The organism is Pseudomonas hefeiensis, from assembly GCF_030687835.1.
GTDB lineage: Bacteria > Pseudomonadota > Gammaproteobacteria > Pseudomonadales > Pseudomonadaceae > Aquipseudomonas > Aquipseudomonas hefeiensis.
Genome location: NZ_CP117449.1, coordinates 278701 through 303126, shown reverse-complemented (window position 1 = coordinate 303126; position 24426 = coordinate 278701). Strand labels below are relative to the sequence as shown.

The following is a 24426-nucleotide window of genomic DNA, read 5'->3' as shown; positions in this document are numbered from 1 at the left end:
AAGTTGTTTTTGTTTTTATCAATAAATCCGAACCGCCAGCGGGCTTTCGGTGAGTTCCAAGTGCAACTGATGGAGATTTCCATACATATCGCGCAATTCGAAAGAGGTTCTCGCCACAGGGTCTCGGACCCACACGCGCCCACCGTGTTTCCCATAGGCGAGCACCCATGCAACACGCCAGTTTTCGCTCCGGTCCCTTCCCAGCGCATCCGGCAGATCCCAATACACCGGCATTCCCGTTCGTATGGATCGTCCATTCCCATACCCGGCAACGTAGTAACCTGTATATCGGCTGTCCGCGCTTCCTATCCGAAGATGAGCCCCCATACTGAAATCCGTTACGAACTCCATTCGCTGCTGATCAATTATCAGCTCCAGATTGAAAATCTCGACCTTCTCGATATCTCCGTGGCTGGTATAGGGGGCCGACGTGCGACGAACCGAATACTGCTCAGGTCGATAAGTGGCCGGAGCGAGTGGAACCAATGCAAGAGCGCCAAAATCTTTCTGCCTATCGGACTGAAACGGTTCGCCGTCTGCTCGCGCTATACGTAGCTGCAAGTCAATCGGCCTGTCGGAGCTGGACGTGACATAAAAATCCTTTGTGTAGACAAACTCCCCCGACGGCACCGGCCCTTGGACAGGACCATTAGGAGGCAGTTGGCGAAAACGGCTGTCTTGCTGTTCAGTGTATTTCCAGACACCGACGTCACCCCGATGCCTGTCTTTAGTTAACGCCGCCCCGGTGATGCCATCAATCAACACAATAGAATCAAATTCAGACTGAGTCAGAGGGAGGCTGTATCCCCACCAGTCCGTCACCTCGATGAATACTTTGACCAGCAATTGTTGATAGCCGTTTCGGTATAGTTGATTACCCCCCGTTACGGAAACAATTCCAAAATGTTTTAAATCCGTCCATGTCGATTCGTGTGCCATGACAGGCTTGTTATTTTTGTCGTTCATTTTCTAATACTCGGTATTTATTAATTGAATTGTGACCGTCTTCCTGTTCGGTTGATCACCTTGCTTTTGCCATTCAATTAATGACAATTACCGAGTTAGCAATCAAGCTCGAAAGCCACACAAATTATTTGCAGGAACAACTTACAATTTTATGAAAAACCGCGTACCTCACGAACACGCTTAATATTCACATAACAAAAACCCCAACAACATAAAGATCATCGGGGTTAATTAATCTGGCAAGATTGATGTACGAATCAGAGGCCAGCGAACCACTGCTTTAATTGTTCAAGTTGCTGACGCTTACCCTGCCCGACCAACGTTAGCGCCAGGTGCTTGATTAACTCCGAAGGTTCCGTGGGATGTGGCAAGTTGAGATGCTCTGGCAATATGTAATCGCCATTACTTACCAGCAATGCGAAATGAATGACGTTTTCCAATTCGCGGGTGTTGCCCGGCCAGTTGTGCCGCTCCAGCGCGTGCTGCGCCATTTCGCTGATCAGAGGCACGCTCAGACCGAGGCGCTGGCTGTAGATGCCCAGAAAATATTCAGCCAGGGGCAGAATATCGCCCACCCGCTCGTGCAGCGCCGGCAGCTCGAGTTGACCTTCGCGAAGGTAGTGATAGAGCCGTTCGTGAAACTTTCCAACGGCCACCGCTTGCGCCAGATCAATGCTGGTGGCCGCGACCAGGCGCACATCCACGGGGCTGGGCTGGTGGGCGCCGACACGGGTGACCTCGTGGTTTTCCAGGGCCGCCAGCAATTTGATCTGGATCGGCAGGGGTAAATCGCCGATCTCATCCAGATAAAGGGTGCCGCCATTGGCCGAGCCGAACCAGCCGGCCCGGCTACTGGCCGAGCCGCTGTGGCTGCCGACGGCATAACCGAACAATTCTGCTTCGGCGTAAGTCGGGCTGATAGCCGCGCAATTGACCGAAACGAACAACCCGCCGCGAGCGCTTTCACGATGCAGGTAACGGGCAAGCAACTCCTTGCCGGTACCGGTTTGGCCGCGGATCAGTACCGCGATCGAGCGCGGCGCCAGTTGCTCCAATGCGTCGCGCAGTTGCTGCGAACGCGGGTCGACGAACACCAACGCCTTGGCGCGGATGCTCAGGGGGCTTTTTTGTGCGTCGGGAAACGTCAGCAGTGGCTGACCCAAGGTTTCATGCAAGCTCATGGCAGACTCCCGGCCCAACCGCCGGGAGACGGGAGGGCAAAAAACTCAGGCGCGACGCAGGGCGTGACGCTCCAGGCGGTTTTGCAAACGATAGAGATAGGCGAAGCCCTGCTCCCAACGCTGATGGCCAGACTTCACATTGATATGCCCGGCCCCGGCCAGAATCCCGGCGTCGGCGCCCCAGTGGCTCGCCAGCTCAAGCGCGCGCTCAACGCTTACGGCTGGGTCATTGTCGGAACTGACCACCTGGCTTGGGAACGGCAGCAGATCAGTGGGAATCGGCGCAAAATTGCGCAACGCAGGCGCGCAGGCCGGCCGTTCGACATCCGCCGGCGCCACCAGTAACGCTCCGCGAACCCGCCGCAGAAACTGCATCGGCGCACTGGCCGCCCAGTGGGCAACCGTGATGCAACCCAGGCTATGGGCAATGAGGATCACCGGCCTGCTGTCGGCGGCAATGGCTTGGGTCAGCGCCGCAACCCAGTCTTCACGCCGAGGGGTCAACCAGTCGGCCTGTTCGACCCGGGCGCTATTGGGCAGGCTGTTCTGCCAATGGGTTTGCCAGTGGTTTAGCGGCGATCCTTGCCAGCCCGGCACAACCAGGTAGCGAATCGATTCGTTGTGCATGGGTACTCTCCCGCGTGTCTGTTGCAGGCGAGTATAGGGAGGCGGGCTATATTGCTTAAGGAATAAGAAGCTATTTATTAATAATCATAAGGAATAAACACCTTTCTCTGTGGGAGCGGGCTTGCTCGCGAAAGCACTGGGCCAGTTGTCGGTGATGCTGGCTGATACGACGCATTCGCGAGCAAGCCCGCCGCTCCCACAGGTTCTGCTTACGTGTCACTCATCGCGGCCCTTGCGCAGCAACACATTCAACTGGTCCACCACTTCCGCCCAGTCCGCATCCTCGAGGATTTCTTCACGCAGTAACTGCTGCTGGCTTGTGCTCCAGAAAAACGCGTCAGCCAAGTGCAGTTCAGGCTTGAGGGGCGAATGGGTCGTGATGAATTTTTCGATCTCAACAGGGTCGTCAGACAGGCCCAATTGTTTGAACAGCGCGGGCAGGCTGTGGATCGGGGATTCCATGCGGGACTCCTGAGCATTGGGCAGATGGCTGGGTTCTTCCCCGCAGTCTAGTCCTTTGATGACCGTTCAGACTGATCAAAATTCAATCAACCGTTGACTCGACTAGACTCTGGGTAACGTCACGACGAATGCGTTGTGGAGGTCCCGTGAACATTCACTGCTTTACGGTCGCGCTGCTGGCCATGAGCGGGCCGGCATTGGCGGCCGATGGACTCGCGCTACTGGCGGCCAATCCCTTGGGTTTCTGGCTGATTGCAGTGGGCGTGGCCTTGCTGATCGCCGAGGCTGCCTTGCCCAACTACGGAGTCGCCGGGTTGGGCGGCATCATTCTGTGCGTCATTGGCGCGGTTATCCTGACCAACGCCGATGTACCGGTCCCCCTGATGATCGCTCTGGGCCTGATCAGCGGCTTTTTGCTGATCGTCCTGCTGATCCGCGCGTTGAAAACCCGACCGCGCAAACCCGTCAGCGGCGATGCCGCGCTGTTGGGCAGTGTCACGGCGGTGACAGCGTTACAGACCGGCAATAATCATCATGGCTGGATCCAGCTGGAAGGCGAACGCTGGCAGGTAGCAAGCGCGACGCCGCTGCGGCCAGGCCAGGCTGTGCGGGTCATCGCACGCAAGGGTTTGCTACTGGAAGTGGCCGCCGCTGATTCCCAAGGAGGCTGAGATGGGTATGCAAATCGGTTTTACGATGCTGTTGTTGCTGTTGATAGCACTGGCGGCTTCAACGTTCCGGATCCTGCGCGAATACGAACGCGGGGTGGTTTTTCAGCTTGGCCGGTTCTGGCAGGTCAAAGGACCGGGGCTGATCCTGCTGATTCCCGTGGTGCAGCAGATGATCCGCGTCGACTTGCGCACCATTGTCCTCGACGTACCGTCGCAGGACGTGATCACTCGCGACAACGTCTCGGTGAAGGTCAACGCGGTGCTGTACTTTCGCGTGCTCGACCCGCAGAAAGCAATCATCCAGGTCGAAAACTTTCTCATGGCGACCAGCCAACTGGCCCAGACCACATTGCGCGCCGTTCTCGGCAAACATGACCTGGACCAGTTGCTGGCCGAGCGCGAGCAATTGAACAGCGACATCCAGCAAGTGCTGGACGCCCAGACCGACGCCTGGGGTATCAAAGTGGCCAACGTGGAAATCAAGCACGTGGACCTCAATGAATCGATGATCCGCGCCATCGCCCGACAGGCCGAAGCCGAGCGGGAACGACGGGCCAAGGTGATCCACGCTGAGGGCGAGCTGCAAGCCTCGGAAAAACTCATGCAAGCCGCCGAAATGCTTGGTCGCCAGCCAGGCGCCATGCAACTGCGCTACATGCAGACGCTGGGCTCCATTGCCGGCGACAAAACCTCCACCATCGTTTTTCCGCTGCCGATCGAGTTGCTCAAGGGGATGGCGGAGTTGTCGCCCAACAAGTCTTGATCCGTTGCGCAGGGCATGGAGTCCCAGGCGAAAGATCAAACGATCGTCCGAACGCGGCCCGAGCCTTGGGTAGCTCCTACACCCACTTCTGTAGGAGCTGCCGAAGGCTCGGGCCGCGTTCGGACGATCCTTTGATCTTTTCCCCCGCCAAACCCTCGGACATTTCCTTCAATACGCAGCGTTGTTCATGAACTAGGCAGCGCTTTCGAGCGGCGATAACCTTTGTTCGTCACCAGAAAACGGTGACACGGACGTGCAAGTCCGGTACATATCGGCGCGCAACTACCACGTCAAACGGCTCATGCTCGTATTGGCGCGTTTATGGCGGCTGCGCGCGGGAGACTCTCGAGGTCTGCCGGGGTCCGATATGCCCGGTCTTGCACACCCGCGCACAGCTGCCACCTCTTTCGGTGCAACGAAAGGTGTCAGTTTCCATTCAATTACATATCGGGTAATTATTTATGTACAAGGTCACTCCAAACCCACCGCAAAACGGCCACAAATCCCGCGTCGAAGCGCAAGAAGAAAAAAGCTCGAAGACGCCGCCACCCGCGCCCTCGATTACTACCTCAAACCCCAACCTTCCTCACCGCCCGAACCCGACAAACACCAGCTTTTCATCGTCTCCCCTCACATCGACACCGAAACCCTGCTGGCCAACGCCTCCGAAGACCTGCTCTCCATCAGCACCATCGCCGCCGACCTGGCCGATGATGTCGATGACTCACGCCGCTGCGTAGCCCTGGCGATCAGCCGCATGGCCGATGGGGTTCAGTTGTTGGTTGAGCGAGCGTTGGATCATTTGGAAACGAAGGAGATGGCGGCGCCTGGGGCCAAGGGGTAGCGCTTTGCTTTGATGCAAGCTGTGCCGACGCCTTCGCGAGCAAGCCCGCTCCCACAATTGGATCGAGGTACGGCCGGAGAGACAGGTCGGCTATCAGGCCGCCTCGCGAGCAAGCTTTGCTCCCACAGGTTCTGCTCAAACAGGTCGGATGGGTGTACACCCGCTAAAGCCAGGCCGGCTGTCAGGCCGCCTCGCGGTGGATGTTGATCTTGGGGCCCCGTTAACCACGCTGGCCGAACGCAGGTATTGCGCAGTGGGCATCCCGGCATGGATGCCGGGATAGCCGCGCTGGGCCATGGATGGCCCTTCGCGGCGGGCCCACGGAGCAATGCCTGCGTTCGGGCATGCCGAGCCTAGGCGAGGCACCAAGTGGTGGGGCAAGACCTTTTGGTTACTTTTGGGGCGTTTGCCAAAAGTGACCCGCCGTAAGGGCGGAACCCTAAGCCGCCGTTACCGCAGCAACGGATATGTACCCAGTCAACCAAATCCTGGCCGGCTATCAGGCCGCCACGTTTCGAGCGCCTCATAGGCCCCCTGCGCCCAATGCATCACCTGATCACGCAGCGTTGATGAAGCCTCCCGACGCTTGTCCTCGCTGTCACCAGCAAACGCCTGCCCCGGCTGCTTGGCATGCTGCCCCGCCATGGCAAACACTTGGCGGCGCTGGGCGTCATCGAGTCCGAAAAACACTGCCAGCCGCCCTGCCATCGCATCAGGCAACTCAGCGTAATTAACCGCCAGCCCGGCAAACTCATGGCAGCGCTCCAACCCCACCCGCAACAATCGGCCCAGTCGGCGTGCGATGAAATCTTCCTGACCGCTGAAGGGCAATCCGTCGTCCAGCACGCTCGTCCCGATCATCCCCGGCACCATGTGCATGCCGGGACGACGCAAATGGGAAACGGCGATTTCCAAAGGGTCGCGGTACACGAACAACCAAGGCGTATCGGGAAAACATTCGCGCAGCAGCGCCAGCTCACCGATGTTCCAGGCGTCGAGCTTGATCACCAGCCGCTGTTCCACACCGCGGCGGCGCTGCCCATAGGCCGACATCAGCCCCCTGAGTGCCATGCACCGGTCAGCGTGCGCCATATCACTGCGCAGCAGAGTATCCAGAGGCGGCGGTTCTGAAATGACGATGTGGTCGTCCAGTTGCGCCAGCATCTGGCTGATCAATGTCGAGCCACAGCGGGAGGCATGGAAGATGAATGCACTTGGAAGCAGACCTGGGCTTTGTTGCTTCCACTGATCCAGAGCGCCCAAGGGTGTCTGGCGACGGAACGCCTGATTGAAGGGCAACCGCAGGGCCTGCTCCACCGCGTCGCTGAAGAACGGTTGCGACAATCGCGCCTCACCGAACCAGCACCAGTCAACCCGCCACTGCCCCGTCGCTTGCCACACGCGGATCGGCAACCAGCCATCCAGGCTCAGGCCTTCCACTGGTCACTCCACTGCCGGCGACCGTTGCGCATGGCCGCTTGCAATTGCTCGCGGGTAACGTGCAAATCCCGTTCGGCGGCCATCGCGATTGCACACTCAATGAAAGCGTCCACGTCATGCAGGCTCTGCAGGGTCCGGGCGAGTTGAGGGTCGCTTTCAACGAGTTGCTCAAAACACACCAGATCACTTCGCTCAGCCCCGATTGCCGGTGTGCTGAGCAGGCCTGCAGCAACCTGCCTTTGCAACCATGGGCTGGGGCGGCAATCGAGCACCAGATGAATCCGCGGCTGACTGCTGCGGTTATCGACGCGATGAGGCAGCGACAGGTCGAGAAACCAACATTCTCCCGCCGTCATCGGAATGCGTTGCCCATCCAGCCAGAAATCCACGCCAGGCGGGCTGAGCAGCGGCACATGCAGGCGCAGATCGGCGTCCGCTCCACCCAAGTCATAATCGCGATGCTCGTGGATACACCCGCCGGGGCCGAGTCGCAGCAGCCGTGCCGAGACAATCTCCAGCGGCCAGTCGCGCAACGCTTCGTGCCAACGGTCATCGTCTGACCAGGGCGCGCGGCGCACGGGCTGACCGCGCCCGCAAGACAACGGGGTCAAGGCATCGACCGCCGAAATCAGCGCCACGCCACTCCAGTCGCCGCTGTAATAGGCGCTGTTGAAATGACCTTGCCAACGATCGTCTTCAACGGCTGCCAATGCCTGCAACAGCAAGGGCAGGTTCACCGTTACCGGCAGCCGGGAAAACGCCGGGCGCACCATGCTGGCGGCCTGTTATGGGGTCACCGCTGCCGTCGGCGCCGCGATATCGCCCTGGGCCCACGCCGCTTCGCGGTTGGCCAGCGCCGTGGCGATGGACTGCACTTGGGTCGATTGCACTTCATCGGGCAACGGGTCAAGGCCAGCGCTGGCAAAGATCTGGCCGTAGGCGTTGCGCAGGTCGGCATAGGCCAGATCCCGCCGCAAATCCGCCTGCAGCGTGTTGAGTTCGCCCTGGATCAGGTCCAGCTCGCCCAAGCCGGCGGCCTGATAGCGGTTGCGCAGTTGACCAACGATCTGCCCATCGATATCCGATAACTGCTGGCTGGTCTTGAACTGGCGCAGCGCCTCGCGGTAATTGGCATTGGCCACGTACAGCTGCGCCAGCACGGCAATCGACATGGCCTGACGCCGCGCCGCCGCCACCTCTTCACCGGCCTTGGCGACGTTGATGGCCGCCGGGGCGGAGATTACGTTGAACAGGTTCCAGGTGACTTTCACGCCATAGTCAGCCCAGCCCTGCTCCACCAGGAACGAGTTGCTGTCGTAATGCCCGCCAGCGGAAAACTCCAGCCCCGGCAACAGGCGCAGCATGGCCTTGCGGGTTTCGGCAGCGGTGATGCGCGTCTGGTAGTCCTGCTCGCGCAGTTCCGGACGGCTGGTCAGGGCTTCCTGTTCAAGGCGCGCGAGGTCGACCTTGAGTTCCGGGATCACGTATTCATCCTGAGTGGCCAAGGTCAGCTCAGTGCCCAGGGGCAGGTTGATCAGCGTCGCCAGCTCCGTCTTGGCCAGGGACAACGCCCGTCGCTGCTCTTCGAGCTGGCGGGTGGCCTGGATCAGCGAACGCTGGTAACCCAAAGCCTGCACCGGGTCGCCAATGCGTTGCTCGCTCATGCTCTGACTGTTGCCGCGGGCCGTATCGACCCGGACCATCAGACTGTCGATCTGCTTGAGCAGGCGCTCGGCGGCCATGGCTCGCCAGTAAGCCGAACGCACATCCTGGACGATCGTGTTGATGACCTTGCGCCGACGCTCCTGCACGATCAGCCGCTGGTCCCCGGCCTGCTTGGCACTGATGTAGCTCACGCCGAAATCGAGCACGTTCCAGACCATGGTCAGGTCGGCCACTTCGCGATCGCGGTCCTGGGAGGTCGACGGTTCCAGGGACTGGGTACCGGTTTCCACGCTCTGGCTGCTGGAAGCGCTGACGTTATTGCGGCCCACATAGCCGGCGTCCAGGGCCATGCGTGGCAGCATGTCGAAACTGGCCAGGTCCAGCTGACGCTTGGCCAGGGCTTCCTCCATGATCTTCAAGCGGCCTTCAAGGTTGTACTTCACCGCACGGGCCATGGCCTGGTGCAGGGTCAGCGGCCCGCTGAGGGGCTCCTGATCCTTGTACATATTCTGCAGATCGGTCCGGGCGCGCTGTTCGCTGACGCTACGCTCGATCGGATCGCTGGTGACCGCACATCCACTGACCGTCAACGCCAGCACACTCATTGCGAATAACTTCTGACTTCTATTCATTCCCTGGATTGCCCCTGGCTGCCCCAATTTTTTTAGTTGTTCAGGCCTGCGCCTGGCTGATGCCGACCTGTTGCAATGCCATTGCCAGGCTGTCGACCTGACGTTGTTCAGTGTCTTTAAGTTGTTGCAGTTGCTGACCCAGGGTCGGTGCGCCGAAAACCCCGCGTACCCCTTGGGACACATCACCGCCCTGCATCGACTGACTGCCGAAGGCGTCCAGCGATTCACCATCGGAACCGGCATCCTGGCTGAACAGACCGGCGATCGTGCTACTGCCAAACACCCCGCCATCACCGCCACCAAACCCCAGGAAGCCTTGGCCGGAGCCATCGCCCGCAGCGTCGGTACTGAATACCTGGGCGATAAAGCTCGGCGCCAATGCACCACGGTTGATGAAGATGTCGCCAATCGGCCGAATGCCGCCGCCCACGTCCCGTTGCTCAAACAGGGGTGGAAAGCCCAGCGGCGAGCCAAGGTCACCAGTCGGCGGCGTGAAGATGATCGGCTGCAACGGCACCTCGGATGGCGGCACGACCGTGACAGGATCCGACGTCAGGAACTCGGGCGGTGGCTTCACATCGTTGGCCACCACGGTGTCAATGGCGTAATTGTTGGACACCGCCACGCTTGCTCCGGCGTTGCCCGTCAGGTCGCTGACGTTACTGGTGTCCAGGGCAATGAAGTTGCTCGGGTCGGTGAGGTTCACCGTTGGCGTGAACGTTGCCGTCCAGGTCCTGCCGCCGTCGCTGGTGGTCAGGTTGGTGAGCTCACCGTTGGTGACGCTCAGGTCCGACAGATCGAAATCAGTCACCGCTTCGCTGAAGGTGAACGTCACCTGGGTCGTCTCGCCCACCGTCAGGTTCGGGTCGGCGACCACGATGGTTGCCGTCGGCCGGGTGGCATCGAGTGCGTAGTTGCTGGAAATGGCGATGCCCACGCCGGCGTTGCCGGCCAGGTCCTGCACATTGCTGGCGTCGAGCAGGATCAGGTTGGTGGCATCGTTGACGCCCGCGGTAGGCGTCAGGGTCGCCGTCCAGGTCAGGCCACCGTCACTGCTGGCGAGATTGGACAGCACACCATTGGCAACGCTGAGGTCCGAGAGGTCGAAGCCGGCCACCGCCTCGGTGAAGGTAATGGTCACGGTGGTGCTTTGGCCGATACCCAGCGTAGTGTCGCCCAGCACGATGGTGGCGCCCGGGCGTACCGTGTCGACCGCATAATTGTTGGAGTTCACCACGCCAACACCGTTGTTGCCCGAAACGTTGACCACGCCGCTGGTGTCCAGGCTGATCAGGTTGCTGGTGTCGCTGATGTTGCTGGCCGGGGTGAAGGTGGCTGTCCAGGTCACGCCGCCATCGGTGGACGAGACGTTACTCAGTGTGCCATTGCTCACGCTCAGGTCGGCATTGTCGAACCCGCTGACCGCTTCCGAGAAGGTGATCGTCACCAGCGAGGTTTCCCCCACACTGAGTGCGTTATCAGCCACCACGACGGTGGCGGTTGGCACCCGCGTCTCGACCGCGTAGTTGGCCGAGTTGGTGGTGCCTGTCCCGGTGTTGCCCGCCGCGTCGCTCACGCCGGTATTGTCCAGGACGATCAGGTTGCTGGCGTCGGTCACGCCCAGGTCCGGCGTGAAAGTGGCCGTCCAGGTCAAGCCGCCGTCGCTGCTGCTCACGGCGCTCAATGTGCCATTTGCCACGCTCAGGTCGGCGTTGCTGAAGCCGGTGACTTCCTCGCTGAAGGTGATGGTCACTTGAGCCGTTTCGCCCGGTCTCAACGCAGCGTCACTCAGCACAATGGTGGCGGTCGGACGCTGGCTGTCGATGCTGTAGTTATTGGAGTCGGTACCACCGACGTTGGTGTTGCCGGCCAGGTCAATGATGCCACCACTGTTGAGCGAGATGACGTTGCTGGTGTCCGTGACGCCAGCGGTCGGTGTGAAGGTCGCGGTCCAGGTGATGCCGCCGTCGCTGCTGCTCAGGCCGGAGATCACGCCGTTGGCAACCGTCAGGTCGGCACTGGTGAACGCCGTCACCGCCTCGCTGAAGGTGATGGTCACCAGGGAGGTCTCGCCTGCGGCAATAGCCGTATCGGCCACAACGATGGTCGCCGTTGGGCGCACGGTGTCGATGGCATAGTTGTTCGAATCGGTGGTGCCGACGCCGGCGTTGCCTGAGATGTTGCTGACGCCGGTATTGTCCAGGGTGATCAGGTTGCTGGTATCGGCAATACTCGCGCTCGGCGTGAACGTGCCTGTCCAGGTAACGCCACCGTCGGTACTGCTCACGTTGCTCAACGTGCCGTTGCTGACGGTCAGGTCGCTGTTGTCGAAACCGCTCACCGCCTCGTTGAAGGTGATGGTCACCTGGCTGGTTTCACCGATGCTCAAGGACGTATCGGCCACCACGATGGTCGCCGTCGGCACCTGCGTGTCGATGGCGTAGTTGGCCGAGTTGGTCGTGCCGGTTCCGCCGTTGCCCGCCGCGTCACTCACACCGGTGTTGTCCAGGATGATCAGGTTGGACATATCCCGCACGCCGAGGGTCGGGGTGAAGACCGCGGTCCAGGTCAGGCCGCCGTCGCTGCTGCTGACGGCGCTCAAGGTGCCGTTGGCAACGCTCATATCAGCGTTAGTGAAACCGGTCACCGCCTCGCTGAAGGTGATGGTCACCAACGAGGTTTCGCCAACGCTGAGGTTGGCGTCGGCCATGACAATGGTCGCCGTTGGGCGCACGGTGTCGATGGCATAGTTGTTCGAATCGGTCGCGCCAACGTTGGTGTTGCCCGCCAGGTCGACGATGCCGCCGCTATTGAGCGAAATGACGTTGCTGGTGTCGGTGACGCCAGCGCTCGGCGTGAAGGTGGCCGTCCAGGTGATGCCGCCGTCGCTGCTGCTCAGGCCGGAGATCACGCCGTTGGCAACCGTCAGGTCGGCACTGGTGAACGCCGTCACCGCCTCGCTGAAGGTGATGGTCACCAGGGAGGTCTCGCCTGCGGCAATAGCCGTATCGGCCACAACGATGGTCGCGGTGGGTCGCACCGTATCGACCACATAGTTGTTGGAGTCCGTGGTGCCGACGCCAGCGTTGCCCGCGCCGTTGATCAAGCCGGTATTGTCCAGGGTGATCACGTTGCTGGTATCGGAAATACTGGCGCTAGGCGTAAAGGTGGCCGTCCAGGTGACGCCGCCGTCGGTGCTGCTCATGCTGCTGAGCGTGCCGTTGCTGACGGTCAGGTCCGAATTGTCGAAACCGCTGACCGCCGAGTTGAAGGTCACGGTCACCAACGACGTCTCGCCGATGCTCAGCGTGCTATCGGCAATCACGATGGTAGCCGTCGGCACGTTGGTGTCGACCTGGTAGTTGTTGGAGTTGGTGGTGCCGGTGCCGGTGTTGCCCGCCCCATCGCTGACGCCGGTGTTGTTCAGGACAATGAGGTTGGACGTGTCGCTGACCCCGAGGGCCGGAGTGAAAGTGGCGGTCCAGGTGATGCCGCCATCACTGCTACTGACCGCACTCAGCGTGCCGTTGGCGATGCTCAGGTCCGAATTGTCGAAGCCCGTCACCGCTTCGGAGAAGGTGATGGTGACCAGCGACGTCTCGCCGACACTCAGCGTCGTATCGGCGACCACGATGGTGGCGGTCGGACGCTGGGTGTCGACGGCGTAGTTGTTGGAGTCGGTTGTACCGCTGCCGACGTTGCCCGCACCATCCACCACGCCCGTGTTATTGAGCGTGATCAGGTTGGTGGCATCGCTGACACCCGCGCTTGGCGTGAAGGTCGCGGTGTAGGTGATGTTGTCGCTGGTGCTCAGGCCGCTCAGGCTGCCATTGGTGACGCTCAGGTCCGCCAGGGTGAAGCCCGTCACGGGTTCGCTGAAGGTAATCGTCACCACCGATGTTTCGCCAACGGCGATGGCCGTGTCGGCGACCACGATGGTGGCGGTCGGACGTGCGGTGTCGATGGCGTAGTTGTTAGAGTCGGTGGTGCCGCTGCCAGCGTTGCCCGCCGCGTCAGCCACGCCGGTGTTATCCAGGGTGATGAGGTTGCTGGTGTCGCTGGTGCTGGCGCTTGGCGTGAGCGTGCCGGTCCAGGTAATGCCGCCGTCGCCGCTGCTCAGGCCAGTGACCGTGCCGTTGGCGACCGTCAGGACGGCGGCGGTAAAGCCTGTCACCGCTTCGTTGAAGGTGATGGTCACCAGGGACGTTTCGCCAACGCTCAGGGAGGTGTCGGCTACCACGATGCTAGCGGTTGGCCGCTGCGTGTCGACCGCGTAGTTGTTGGAGCTGGTGGTGCCACTGCCGGTGTTGCCCGCCGCATCCGCCACACCGGTATTGGCCAGGATGATCAGGTTGGTGGCGTCGCTGATGCTGGAACTCGGGGTGAGCGTCGCGGTCCAGGTGATGCCGCCGTCGCTGCTGCTCAGGCCGCTCAAGGAGCCGTTGGCAACGGTCAGGTCCGCCAGGGTGAAACCCGTGACGGCCTCGCTGAAGGTAATCGTCACCAGCGAGGTTTCGCCGATGTTCAGCGCGGTATCGGCCACCACGATGGTGGCGGTCGGGCGCTGGGTATCGATGGCGTAGTTGTTGGAGTCGGTGGTCCCGCTACCGGCGTTGCCCGCCGAGTCCGCAATGCCGGTGTTATCCAGGGTGATCAGGTTGCTGGTGTCAGTGATGCTGGCGCTCGGGGTAAGCGTAGCGGTCCAGGTAATGCCGCCGTCACTGCTGCTCAGGCCGGTGACCGTGCCATTGGCGACCGTCAGGTCGGCGGTGGTGAAACCACTCACGGCCTCGGTGAAGGTGATGGTCACCACCGAGGTTTCACCAACGCGCAGCGCGGTGTCAGCCACCACGATGGTGGCGGTCGGGCGCTGCGTGTCAACGGCGTAGTTGTTGGAATTGGTAGTCCCCACCCCAGCATTGCCATTGAGGTCCGCCACGCCAGTGTTATTCAGGACAATGAGATTGGAAGTGTCGGTAATCGCAGCGTCCGGTGTGAAGGTTGCCGTCCAGGTGATGCCGCCGTCGCTACTGCTCAGGCCGCTGAGGGTACCGTTGGCGACGGTCAGGTCGGCGGCGGTGAAACCGCTCACCGCTTCGCTGAAGGTGATGGTGACCGTCGAGGTCTCGCCAATCCTGAGGGCGGTGTCGCTCACCACGATGGACGCCGTCGGCGCCACGGTGTCGTTGACGATGTAGTTGTTCGAGTCGGTGGTGCCCACGCCGGCATTGCCGGCCAGGTCGGCCACGCCGGTATTGTTCAGGGTGATGATGTTGGTGGTGTCGGCGATATCACTGGCCGCAGTCAACGTCCCGGTCCAGGTGATGCCACCGTCGCCACTGGTCAAGGTGCCGACGCTGCCGTTCTGCACCGTCAGGTCCGCCGCGGTAAGGCCGGTCACGGCTTCGGAGAAGGTGATGGTGACCGTCGATGTACCACCGGAGTTGAGGTTGGTATTGGCCACCACGACGGTCGCGGTGGGCGGCGTTTCGTCCGGCACATAGTTGGTATTGATGGTGCCGCCGTCGCCGTAGACGTTGGCCACCGACGCCGGCGAAACACCCGCGGTGCCCGCACTCGTCCCACCCACGCCGCTGCCGCCGACGTTACCGGCCAGGGCGGCGAAGTTGGCAGCGGTGATCAGGATCGAACCTTTGTTCCAGATGGCGCCGACGCCGACACCGCCCGCACCACCCGCCTGGAGATAGCTACCGCCAGCCCCGCCACCGCCACCGCCACCGCCGGCGCCAACGTTGTTGGAAATGGTCGAGTTGCCGATGATCCGCAGGGTCGCGCCGGTATCGTTGTAGATACCACCGACCGCACCGCCACCGGCGCCACCGATGTCGTCATAGCCATCGCCACCGCCGCCACCGCCGATGGACAATCCGCCACTGACCGCCGTGCCGCCGGCCGAACCGGTGCTGTAGCCCGGATAAGCCGCACCGCCCGCGCCCCCCGTGGTGGAGCCGCCACGCCCGCCAATGTTGAAGAAACCGCCGCCCGCGCCGCCCTGTCCGGCCGTGCCGTTGGAGCCCGTGGAGTTGAGGGTATCGCCGCCCTTGCCGCCGGTACCGCCAGTGATCGCGCCACCGCCGCCACCCGCGCCACCGGCGTATTGCGGCGTCACACCGCCACCACCACCGCCACCCGAAGCGGCGTTCGCGGTGACCGTGACGTTCCTCAGGGTCAAGGTGCCGGCGTTGTAGATACCGCCGCCCTGAGACACCAGCGCATTGTCGCCGCCGTTGCCGCCGTTGCCTGCCACCATACCCCGGGTAATCACCAGGCCATCGAGGGTAGCCGTCGTGCCGGCCGTCACGTTGATGATCTGGGTGCGGTATTGTCCATCCAGGGTAACGTCGGCCACGTTGTCGTTGTCGAGGTCGCCATCGATGGTGACGTTCTTGTCGATCACCAGCACCTGGGTCAGCGCAACGGTCATGTTGGCATTGAAGGTGACGATGTCGCCGTTCTGCGCAGAGTCCAGCGCTGCGCGCAGAGAACCGATGCCGGAATTGAGGTTGTTGGTAGCGGTCCAGGTGGCCAGGCCCCATTGGTACTCGCTCATGGCATTGGCCGAGAGCACGTTGGCGCTTTCGATGTTGCCAGTGGCGATTTCCAGGTCCCAGTCGCCGCCAAGACCGGTACGATCGGTGGACGCCGCCACGTCGCGGCCGGTCAACTGCGCCAGTGAATTGACCAGGCTCAGGCCGCGATCACCTTCAGCGGTGTAGCAGCCATAGATCAGAATATCGCCACCGACGTTCATGTCCTGACCGATCTGCGCCAGCACCTCGCTGCGAGCCTCAACGTTGTCCGCCGACAGGTAGCTGTTGCCCAACCAAAGATCGCCGGCATTACCGTGGGCGATGATCTGCACCGAGCTGATGCCCTGATGGGTGTCCAGGTAATCGGCGATTTGCTGCAGGCCGTCCTTGGTGGCATCCAGTTGCACCACTTGGGTACCGGGCGCAACGCCTTCGAGCAGGCTGGCCGAATCCTTGACCCGGGAATCGACAAACACCACGGCCTTGCCCGGCACAGCGGCCTGGGTGGCATCGACCTGGCCTTGAGGCGCGTGGCTGTCTGAAGCCTGGTCAGCCGCAGGCGTCTTGGCCGCGTCTGCGCTGGGTTGGGCGTCCGCCTGTGCGGCATCGGCCACCGTAGCCGCCACCGCGCCGTCGAACAGCATTCGCGGCTCCAGGGACATGATCATTGGCGATGCCAGGGCCTGTACGCCCTCGGTTACCCGCGATTTGCCTTTGCTCCACCACATGACGTTCACCTGGACTCGAACTTTTTAAACACGCAAATGAAAAAAACCGCGAGTCAGTTGACCGCGGCGTCGGTTTTCATACGAATGACATTGGCAGCACTGGAAGAACCATCGCGCCAGAACGACAACTCGGCATACTTTTCAAACAGATCCGGTGGCAGCAGGGTCCGCCGGGCTTGCGGCGCGACCTTGGGCTTGACTTTGTGCAGGCCGGCAACGCCCAGGGCCTGGTCGAAGGCCGGTGCGTCGTAGGTCAAGTGATTGAAATCGTGTTCGAACCAAGGCTCGCCGATGAACTCGTACACCAGGCGCATCACCCGCTCCGGGGCCTGGCTCAACAGGTCGTAGTCAACGATCAGCATAGACTCGGCGTTCTCGCCGTAATACGCCTCTTTGAGCGCCGTCCAGGCAAAGCCAACCAGGCGGTTGCGCTGGGCCAGGGTTTCGCAGCGGCTGTAGACGGTGTTGCGCTCATCATCGTCATTGAACAGCTTGGTGTTTTCGAACGGGTTGGCGCGGTAAAGCCGCTCCAGGCTGTCCAGCACCCAGGCGACGTTGCGCACACAGGCGATGGTCTTGGCCTGGGGGAACAGGTCCTGCAACGCAGGCAACCGGGCGCACCACTGGCGATTTGTATCGAAGATGACAGGCTTGTCGGCCTTGTCGGCGTAGTAGGAGTCGAACAGCCCGCGCAACAGGCGACGGCGCAGGTCGGTGTCGATCACCGAGCCGAACTCACTGCCGGCGCTGCACTGCTGCAGGACGCTGCTGAACAGCGAGCCAACGGGGCTGGTCATGCCGGCATGAAAGCGCGGGTTCTGCAACAAAATGGCAGAAAGCAGGGTCGAGCCTGAGCGCGGTAAACCGGAAATAAAGTGAAACTGCGGCAATCCCTTCACCCTGTTTGTATTCCATTTGTAGCGCGAAGCGTAGCTGATGAAATAATTGCCGCCTAGTATTACTTTGATATCAGTTGCGCATTGGAGTGTAAAAAAGATGGACGGTAAAAACACCTCCGGCACCTGAATCGATTAAGCACAACGATGGATTCTTTCAGCCTTTTTCGTCCGGCAGAATGAAACAACCCCGTCTACGCTCAGCCGTGCGTGACGAGTCGCCCTACCAATAACCTGATGGATGAGGATTCTATGGAAGTATTCATCGGCACTATCCAGTCGTTCGCCTTCAACTTCGCACCCAGGGAATGGGCCCTGTGCAACGGGCAGACGCTTGCCCTTTCTCAGTACCAGGCATTGTTCTCCCTGATCGGTGTGACGTATGGAGGAAACGGCCAGACCACCTTCATGCTCCCCAACCTGCAAGGTCGCCTGCCCATGGGCATGGGCAACGGTTTGGGCCTGACGCCGCGAGTCATCGGCGAAATCTCCGGCACCGAAAACGTCACCGCGACGCAGGCTAACCTGCCTATGCACACTCACGCCCTCACAGGCATCACCGCCGCGACCACCCTGCAACTGGCAAACCCGGCCAGCAACCCGGTCAATACACCAACGGCCACCAACTCGTTTATCGGCACCTCCGGCACCGGGCCAGGGTCGGCGGCAATCTATTCCGATCAGATTGGCGCCTCCCCGGTGCCACTCCAGGGCGTGACCACTACCGTCAGCGGCACGGTTGCCCCAGCAGGGGGCAGCACGCCGATGGCGATCATGAACCCGTTCCTGGCGATCAACTTCAGCATCGCTCTTTCAGGCATCTTCCCGGCCCGAAACTGACCCACCTGCCGGAGGGTTGCAGCCCTCCGGCCTTTTGGAGCCTCGACATGCTGCAGCTGGTTCAGAGCCGTCATTTCCAACCGCTGCTGGGTCAGACCAGCAGCCTGACCCTACCCGACGGAAGTGCCCTGCCCGTACGGTTCGAAACCCTCGAGCAAGCACCTCGGGCGAAGATGCCGAGCGCTGAGCGCATGCCGTTCAGCGTGGAGTTCAACAGCCTGCAGAGCACGGACTTCGTGGACGGACTCTGTGGCCTGGAGGTGCCAGAGCTGGGAAGACTCGAAGGGGTGTTTGTGTCGCGAATCCCACCCATGGGACGCGATCCGACGGTGGGGTATTTCTATATCGCGTTTAACTGAATCCCGATAATCCCTTGTGGGAGCGAGCCTGCTCGCGATGGCGGTGGGTCAGCTTGCATCCATGTTGAATATACCGCCCTCATCGCGAGCAGGCTCGCTCCCACATTGAATAGGCCGTTCAGCTTCCTTTCGGATACCAAACCAAGCGCTCTGCCGCCGGGTTGCGCTCTTGCACTTCGAAACCCAGCGCCAGGTAGTGCCGACGGGCGTGGGGGTTGCTGGCCCAGACGACGGTCGCCACCGGGCAGCGAATTTGTTGCGCAGCTTTTTGCACCCCTTGCAGCACCGCCCGACCGTAACCCTGCCCGCGGGCCTGGGGGATGAAGGCCAGGTACAACACGCGGATCTCATTGGGGCCAAAATCGGTGCTCAAAGCGCCGATAGCAGTGCCGAGTTTTTCCACGACGTAATGCATGGCATTGGGAAAGTGCTCTCCCATGCCTTGCTCCTGCACCTGGAACTGCTGCGCGATCACCTGCTGCACCTGTTCCGGCTCGCCGTCGATCCATTGCAGATCCGGGCGCGCTGCCTGATAGAGGCTTTGCAAGAACGGGCCATCATTGACCCGCGATGGACGTACCACCAAGCCCTCTGCCGCTACTGACTCCATGTCTGCTCCTTAAAATCCGCTTTCACGCACACCCAGCGCCGCCAACCGACGCCAGGTCGCTCCCAGCACCGATTCACCGTGTCCCTGCAACACCACGACGCCACGCAGCGGTTGCGCGGGCGCAGGCGTGTCATCAACAGCACTCAAACGCACGCCATATTGCGCCTGCACCGGCTCTGCCCGTTGTTGCGAGTCACGACGCACCGCAATCGGCCCGTGGTGATCGGACGTCAACGCCTGTTGCTCGACCCAAGCCACGCCATTGGTATCGATCTCATTCAATTGCACGGCAATCGAGGCGTGCATCGGATCGTCCGCGATGAACCGCCCCGTGGCCCCGGGCTCGACCCGCCAAAGCTCAGCTTCGGTCAGGTAGCCGCGTAAGCGGGAGTCGGCCTGTACCACCCGCGCCAGCGGCTGTGTAGGTGACAACCAGCGTCCCACCGATAACTGCGACAGCAAATCGCGCACTTGTCCGGCATGGGGGGCGCGTAACAGCAGGCGCTCACGTTGAGCGGCCAGGCCTCGGTATTCAGCCACCGCTTCGGCCAGTTGCTGTTCGACGATACCGGCATCGGCGGCGGTTTCGCTGCGCCCGGCCTGACGACGCATCTGCAGCTGCTGGATCTCGATTTCCCGACGCACGATAGCCAGGCGTGAGGCCATGTCCGGAGACTCCAGCTCGATCAATACATCGCCCTGGGCCACGGTCTGGCCGTCATGCACATTGACCTGTTTGATCCGCGCCGCCACCGGCGCATGCAAGGCGCTGGCGCGACCGGCCTCAAGCATGACCGGCACCTCCACGGCGCTGCGCCAGGGCAACAGCAGCACCAACGCCAATGCCAGCAACACCAGGCCGCTGAGCAGCACTCGCGGACCATGGGCCTGCTCGCGCCGGCTCCACCACTGTCGCCATTCGTTCACGATGGGCATAAAAATGAACCACACCAATTCCACCAACATCAGGAAAATGCCCAGCACCTTGAAGAACAGGTGATAGACCGCCAGGGCAATACCGAGAAACAACGCCGCGCGCCACAGCCAGGCACCGTAGCCCCACACCAGCAGACGGCGACGCATTTTCGGCGTCCAGGGCTCCGGGGCCGCCGCGCCATAGCCGAACAAGGCTTCGCGCAGGCGCCAGCGACACAACGCAAACGCTCGCCCCTGCAGGTTATCCACTGCCCAGAAATCACTGAGCAGAAAATAACCGTCGAAGCGCATGAACGGGTTCAGGTTGATGACCAACGTGGTGATCCAGGTGGCGCTGGCCAACATGAACGCCGCCGTGCGGGCCGGTCCGTCGGGCAACAGCGACCAGGCCAACAAAGCGATGCAGGCCAGCAGCAATTCGGCCAGCACACCGCCGGCGCCGATCAGCAGCCGCGCTCGGCGATCATTGATCCGCCAGGCATCGCTGACATCGGTATAAAACATCGGCAACAGCACCATGAACGCCACGCCCATGCTTTGCACGCGGCAACCGGCGCGCTTGGCCATGAAGGCATGACCGAACTCATGGCACAACTTGGCGAAAAACAACGCCACCGCGAACGCCAGCGCGCCACCCAGACTGAACAGGTGCGGAAAAGTCGCCACGAAGCGCTGCCAGTCCCGCGACACCAGAAAAATCCCCACACCCAGGGTCAGGGGCATTCCATAACGCAGGATGGCGGGACCGAACCGCGCAAGAAACGGCCAGGCGCGGTTGAGAAAAGCATCCGGACGCCACAGCGGAATGCGAAAAAACAGATATTGATGCAGCAGGATCTGCCACAGGCTCTGGCGTTGGGCGGCGGTCTTGAACTGATAGCTGTCACGCTGTTGCGGGTCCATGGCGCTGATCAGATCGTGACCCCGCAAAAAGCCCAGCAGTTGCTCCAGCGACTCACCATTGAGCGGCAGCCCCGGCTCACGGTTCGCCGCTTGCAGCACCTGCTCCGGGTCACCAAGAGACCAGTGCCGCAGCATGCGCATTGCCGCCGCGCCGAGCTTGAAATAACGCCCGCGTACCGGATCGGCCAGCGTCCACTGCGGGGAGCCGTCCGGGTCCGGCGCCGCCGGAGACAATTGCAGGTCTGGCCGCAGGCTCGGCAGCTCCATGCTACAGGCCCACACTCTGGCGCAAGCCGGCCAGGGGTCGACGCAGCAGGTACAGCGCCAGTGGGGCGCGATCGCCGAAAATTTTCGCCGTGCCCCGCAGGCCAATGCGCGGCGCCGCGTCATCGAAACGCGCGTCCAGTCGATACGCCAGTTGCCCGGCGGCGGTGGGTTGCGCCTCGTAGGCCGAACGTTCGAGCCTGGCCAGGTGCCGCTGCAACGGATCACTGTCGAGGAACAACGCCACCTGGGCACCGGGGGCCAGGTCAATTGCATCGCCCACTGCCAGTTCAATACGCAATTCGGCCTGGTTCGGGTCGGCGATTTCCATCAACCGCTCGCCTGTCTGAACCGGCTTGCCAAGCCAACGTTCGGCATCGGCAAACACCGCAATGCCGTCCCGTTCGGCGCGCACTTCGCTGCGTTTGAGCAACTCGATGGCATAGTCGCGCTCGGCGCGTTTCTGCTCGACGCGAGCAGCCAACAGATCAATCTTGGAACTCGATTCGGCATCGGCAAACGAGCGCTGAGAGTTGGCCTTGAGCTCCGCCTCGGCCACGCCCAAAACTCGCTCGGCCACATCGGCCTGGGCCTTGAGACTGGTGCTTTCGAAGCGCAGCAGCAGGTCACCGCTCTTGACGCTCTGGTTGGGCTTGACCAGAAATTCAGCGATCACTCCGTCCAGCGGCGCCGCCACCACCTGCCCGCCCAGCGGCACCACTTCGGCCGGGGCCAATACCGACTGACGCACAGGAATCAGCAACCCCAACAGCAGCACCGCTACCAAGGCGACCTGACGCTTGCGGGTCCAGCGCAAGCGCCACGGTTTGCGTGGCTGCAGCGCCAGCCAGGCGTGACTGTAGGTGTCGCCCAGTTGCGAGAGCAGCACTTGTTCGGACGGCGACCATGGCAGGTCACGGGCCAACCATAAGCCACCGAACACCTGCCCCTGATGATCGATCAACGGCAGCCAGAACACCTGCCCCGCCGACAGACTTCGCCAGTCCGCCTGAATGGAGTCGCTCACCCCATCAGCGGCAATTACCCGGGCCTGGTTCAGCACCCCGCTTTTGAACAACTGCGCTACCGCCTGCTCGACAAATGCCACGAATGGCGCGTTGGGCTCCACCGCACTGACACCGGTCACCGCCTGGACCTTGCCGGCGATCAACAGCGCGGCGTGGCGAAACCCGAACAGAGCCTGACCATCGTTGACCAGGCTGTAGCACAACTGCGCCGGGGTACGCGCGGCCCGCGTCTGGCGCTCCAGGTCGAGGAAACGGGCAAATACCTGCTCGGCGCTGCCCATTATCGGCGCGTTCACTTGAACTCCGCGAAACGCGCCGTGCCGCTCATGCCGGACAGCAGGCCACTGGCATCAGGGACGCTGGCAACCAGCAGCAAGGTCTGGCTGCCCTCGTCGATGCGCGCGCCAAGGCGCTTGACCGTCGCTTGCAGCGGCTTGCCGGTCTCATCGGGGACAAAGGTAAAGGGTTGGCCGGGCTTAAGCCTGCCCATCCAGCGCGAAGGCACCAACAGGTGGATCTCCAGGGTGCGGTTGTCGACCACATCCAGCAACGGCGCGCCGGCGGCCACGCTTTCATAACGCTGGACCTTGCGCACCACCACCTGTCCATCGAACGGCGCGATCACGCTGCAGCGCTTGACCTGGACCTGATAAACCTGGGATTGGGCCTGAGCCTCGCTAAGCCTGGCCTCGGCGCGCGCCACTTCAAAACGCCCAACCGACTTCAACGCCGCCAGCTGCTTGTTATGGGCCAGCTCTTCACTGGCACCGCGGCTCGCGGCCCTGGCCGCATTGAGCTGAGCCTGGTACGCCGAACAATCGAAACGTGCCAGGGTATCGCCCTTCTTGAACGACTCGCCCTCACTGAACGGCAACTCGATAATTCGCCCGGCCAGTTCACTGGCAAGCACCGCCTGATCCCGCGCCCGAAGCACCCCGCGCGCCTCATTGCCGCTCGGCGCACTGGCCGTGATGCCGCTCTCGAGCAACGGATCGCCGGAAACAGGCGTTTGCGCCTGCACTCCGCACGTTACAAAGGCCAACCCCAAAACCCAACTACATGAACGCCGCATAACCGCTACTCCCTGACGGATGGGCGGAGTCTACGACAGCGGTGGGGGGCGTCAAGGGAGTGTGCATCTGGTCCTAGGAGATTTCCTTCAAGTTGTAGCGGCTTTGGTGAACTTGTCCGGCTTTGGGACCACAGCTAGTCTGGGTTTGTCACTGAAAAAACGGTGACACGGACGTGCAAGTCCGGGTAAAAGACGACGCACATTGCTATCAGCTTTGGTCAAATTTTGGTCAAGGCTCTCTTTATGGCAGTTGTGCGTGGGAGATTTTCCGCAAGGAGGAATCTGCCGGGGTTCCGTCTGCCCGGTCTTGCACACCTACGTACAACTGCCACCTCCTTTGCGTGCAAGCGAAAGGTGTCAGTTCCGAGATTACAGATGGAGCTACACAACATGTTCAAGGTCACACCGAATCCGCCAGGAAACCCTGGCAATGACTCCAACAATTCCTCGAAACCCAAAAAACTCGACGAAACCGCCGAGCGCGTCCTCGACTATTACCTCAACCCCAAACCTGCCGACGGAGCCTCGGGTAAAACCCAGACAGCCCAACTCTTCATGGTCGCCCCCGACATCGACACCGAAACCCTGCTGGCCAATGCCTCCGAAGACTTGTTGTCCATCACATCGCCGCCGACCTGGCGGACGATGTCGACGGCTCGCGCCGCAGCGTGATCCTGGCGATCAGTCGCATAGCCGATGGGGTGTATTTGTTGGTGGAGCGGGCGATGGATCGGCTTGAGGTTCAAGCGCCGGGCTGAGATATCTGTGGTGGATTGAGGATCGCCATCGCGAGCAGGCTCGCTCCCACATGGGTTTTGTGTCGAACTTAAATATCGAGATCAACACCGATCAACTGTGGGAGCGGGCTTGCTCGCGAAGGCGTCAGCCCAGGCAACACAGAACCTGTGGCGAAGGGATGGCTCTGTAGGCGCTGGCGGAGCCTGCTATCTTTTGATCTTTCGCTTGAAACTCAAGTGTCTCGGGAAAG

General features: G+C 61.5%; 17 protein-coding genes and 2 pseudogenes. 6 read left to right on the top strand and 13 right to left on the bottom strand.

The window, feature by feature from the left end; translation table 11 throughout:
• Positions 1-18 precede the first annotated feature (18 nt).
• From PSH57_RS01275 to PSH57_RS01260, 4 genes are all read right to left on the bottom strand, one after another.
• Positions 19-966 (bottom strand): hypothetical protein, encoded by a 948-nt coding sequence (locus PSH57_RS01275; protein WP_305387358.1) that lies wholly within the window; start codon positions 964-966, stop codon positions 19-21.
• Positions 967-1223: 257 nt separating this feature from the next.
• A complete protein-coding gene (locus tag PSH57_RS01270; RefSeq protein WP_305387357.1) occupies positions 1224-2147 on the bottom strand; it encodes a sigma 54-interacting transcriptional regulator in 924 nt (307 codons plus the stop codon).
• A gap of 45 nt (positions 2148-2192) precedes the next feature.
• Positions 2193-2774, bottom strand: coding sequence for an alpha/beta hydrolase (locus tag PSH57_RS01265; RefSeq protein ID WP_305387356.1), 582 nt, complete (start codon positions 2772-2774; stop codon positions 2193-2195).
• Positions 2775-2990: 216 nt separating this feature from the next.
• Entirely contained in the window at positions 2991-3236 is a 246-nt protein-coding gene (locus PSH57_RS01260) for a DUF2789 domain-containing protein (protein ID WP_305387355.1), read from the bottom strand.
• A 146-nt stretch (positions 3237-3382) separates the two neighbouring features.
• Between PSH57_RS01260 and PSH57_RS01255 the strand changes: the two genes are divergently transcribed.
• From PSH57_RS01255 to PSH57_RS01245, 3 genes and pseudogenes are all read left to right on the top strand, one after another.
• Positions 3383-3907 carry an NfeD family protein gene (locus PSH57_RS01255; RefSeq protein WP_305387354.1) on the top strand — a complete coding sequence of 175 codons (525 nt, stop codon included), beginning with the start codon at positions 3383-3385 and terminating at the stop codon, positions 3905-3907.
• Position 3908: 1 nt separating this feature from the next.
• Positions 3909-4670: a slipin family protein gene (locus tag PSH57_RS01250; RefSeq protein WP_256232415.1), complete on the top strand. Its 762-nt coding sequence runs from the start codon at positions 3909-3911 to the stop codon at positions 4668-4670.
• A 461-nt stretch (positions 4671-5131) separates the two neighbouring features.
• Positions 5132-5514 (top strand): annotated as a pseudogene (locus tag PSH57_RS01245) (DUF6124 family protein).
• 477 nt (positions 5515-5991) lie between these two features.
• Here the strand turns inward: PSH57_RS01245 and PSH57_RS01240 are convergent.
• Genes PSH57_RS01240 through PSH57_RS01220 form a run of 5 tightly spaced genes read right to left on the bottom strand, consistent with a single transcriptional unit; the run spans position 5992 to position 17429 of the window.
• Positions 5992-6954, bottom strand: coding sequence for a sulfotransferase family protein (locus PSH57_RS01240; protein WP_305387352.1), 963 nt, complete (start codon positions 6952-6954; stop codon positions 5992-5994).
• Positions 6942-7727, bottom strand: a complete 786-nt coding sequence (locus PSH57_RS01235) for an aspartyl/asparaginyl beta-hydroxylase domain-containing protein (RefSeq protein ID WP_305416285.1) — start codon at positions 7725-7727, stop codon at positions 6942-6944. The genes PSH57_RS01240 and PSH57_RS01235 overlap by 13 nt, the downstream gene beginning before the upstream one ends.
• A gap of 12 nt (positions 7728-7739) precedes the next feature.
• A complete protein-coding gene (locus PSH57_RS01230) occupies positions 7740-9251 on the bottom strand; it encodes a TolC family protein (protein ID WP_305387350.1) in 1512 nt (503 codons plus the stop codon).
• Positions 9252-9291: 40 nt separating this feature from the next.
• A complete protein-coding gene (locus PSH57_RS01225) occupies positions 9292-16530 on the bottom strand; it encodes an Ig-like domain-containing protein (protein ID WP_305387349.1) in 7239 nt (2412 codons plus the stop codon).
• A 53-nt stretch (positions 16531-16583) separates the two neighbouring features.
• Entirely contained in the window at positions 16584-17429 is an 846-nt protein-coding gene (locus tag PSH57_RS01220) for a sulfotransferase family protein (protein WP_305387348.1), read from the bottom strand.
• Positions 17430-17678: 249 nt separating this feature from the next.
• On the opposite strand from PSH57_RS01220, the gene PSH57_RS01215 reads away from it, so the two are divergent.
• The gene (locus PSH57_RS01215) at positions 17679-18266 is read left to right on the top strand and encodes a phage tail protein (RefSeq protein WP_305387347.1); all 588 of its coding nucleotides are present in this window, start codon (positions 17679-17681) and stop codon (positions 18264-18266) included.
• A gap of 47 nt (positions 18267-18313) precedes the next feature.
• Positions 18314-18625, top strand: coding sequence for a DUF6916 family protein (locus PSH57_RS01210; RefSeq protein WP_305387346.1), 312 nt, complete (start codon positions 18314-18316; stop codon positions 18623-18625).
• 118 nt (positions 18626-18743) lie between these two features.
• On the opposite strand, the gene PSH57_RS01205 is transcribed toward PSH57_RS01210, so the two are convergent.
• Genes PSH57_RS01205 through PSH57_RS01190 form a run of 4 tightly spaced genes read right to left on the bottom strand, consistent with a single transcriptional unit; the run spans position 18744 to position 23438 of the window.
• Positions 18744-19235 carry a GNAT family N-acetyltransferase gene (locus PSH57_RS01205; RefSeq protein ID WP_305387345.1) on the bottom strand — a complete coding sequence of 164 codons (492 nt, stop codon included), beginning with the start codon at positions 19233-19235 and terminating at the stop codon, positions 18744-18746.
• Between the two features lie 9 nt (positions 19236-19244).
• Entirely contained in the window at positions 19245-21341 is a 2097-nt protein-coding gene (locus tag PSH57_RS01200) for a site-2 protease family protein (RefSeq protein ID WP_305416283.1), read from the bottom strand.
• A gap of 1 nt (position 21342) precedes the next feature.
• Complete coding sequence (locus tag PSH57_RS01195) at positions 21343-22662, bottom strand: efflux RND transporter periplasmic adaptor subunit (RefSeq protein ID WP_305387344.1); 1320 nt, start codon at positions 22660-22662, stop codon at positions 21343-21345.
• Positions 22659-23438: an efflux RND transporter periplasmic adaptor subunit gene (locus PSH57_RS01190; RefSeq protein ID WP_305387343.1), complete on the bottom strand. Its 780-nt coding sequence runs from the start codon at positions 23436-23438 to the stop codon at positions 22659-22661. Before PSH57_RS01190 ends, PSH57_RS01195 begins: the two co-directional genes overlap by 4 nt.
• Before the next feature lie 390 nt (positions 23439-23828).
• On the opposite strand from PSH57_RS01190, the pseudogene PSH57_RS01185 reads away from it, so the two are divergent.
• Positions 23829-24196: pseudogene (locus PSH57_RS01185) on the top strand (DUF6124 family protein).
• The last annotated feature ends 230 nt before the right edge of the window (positions 24197-24426 follow it).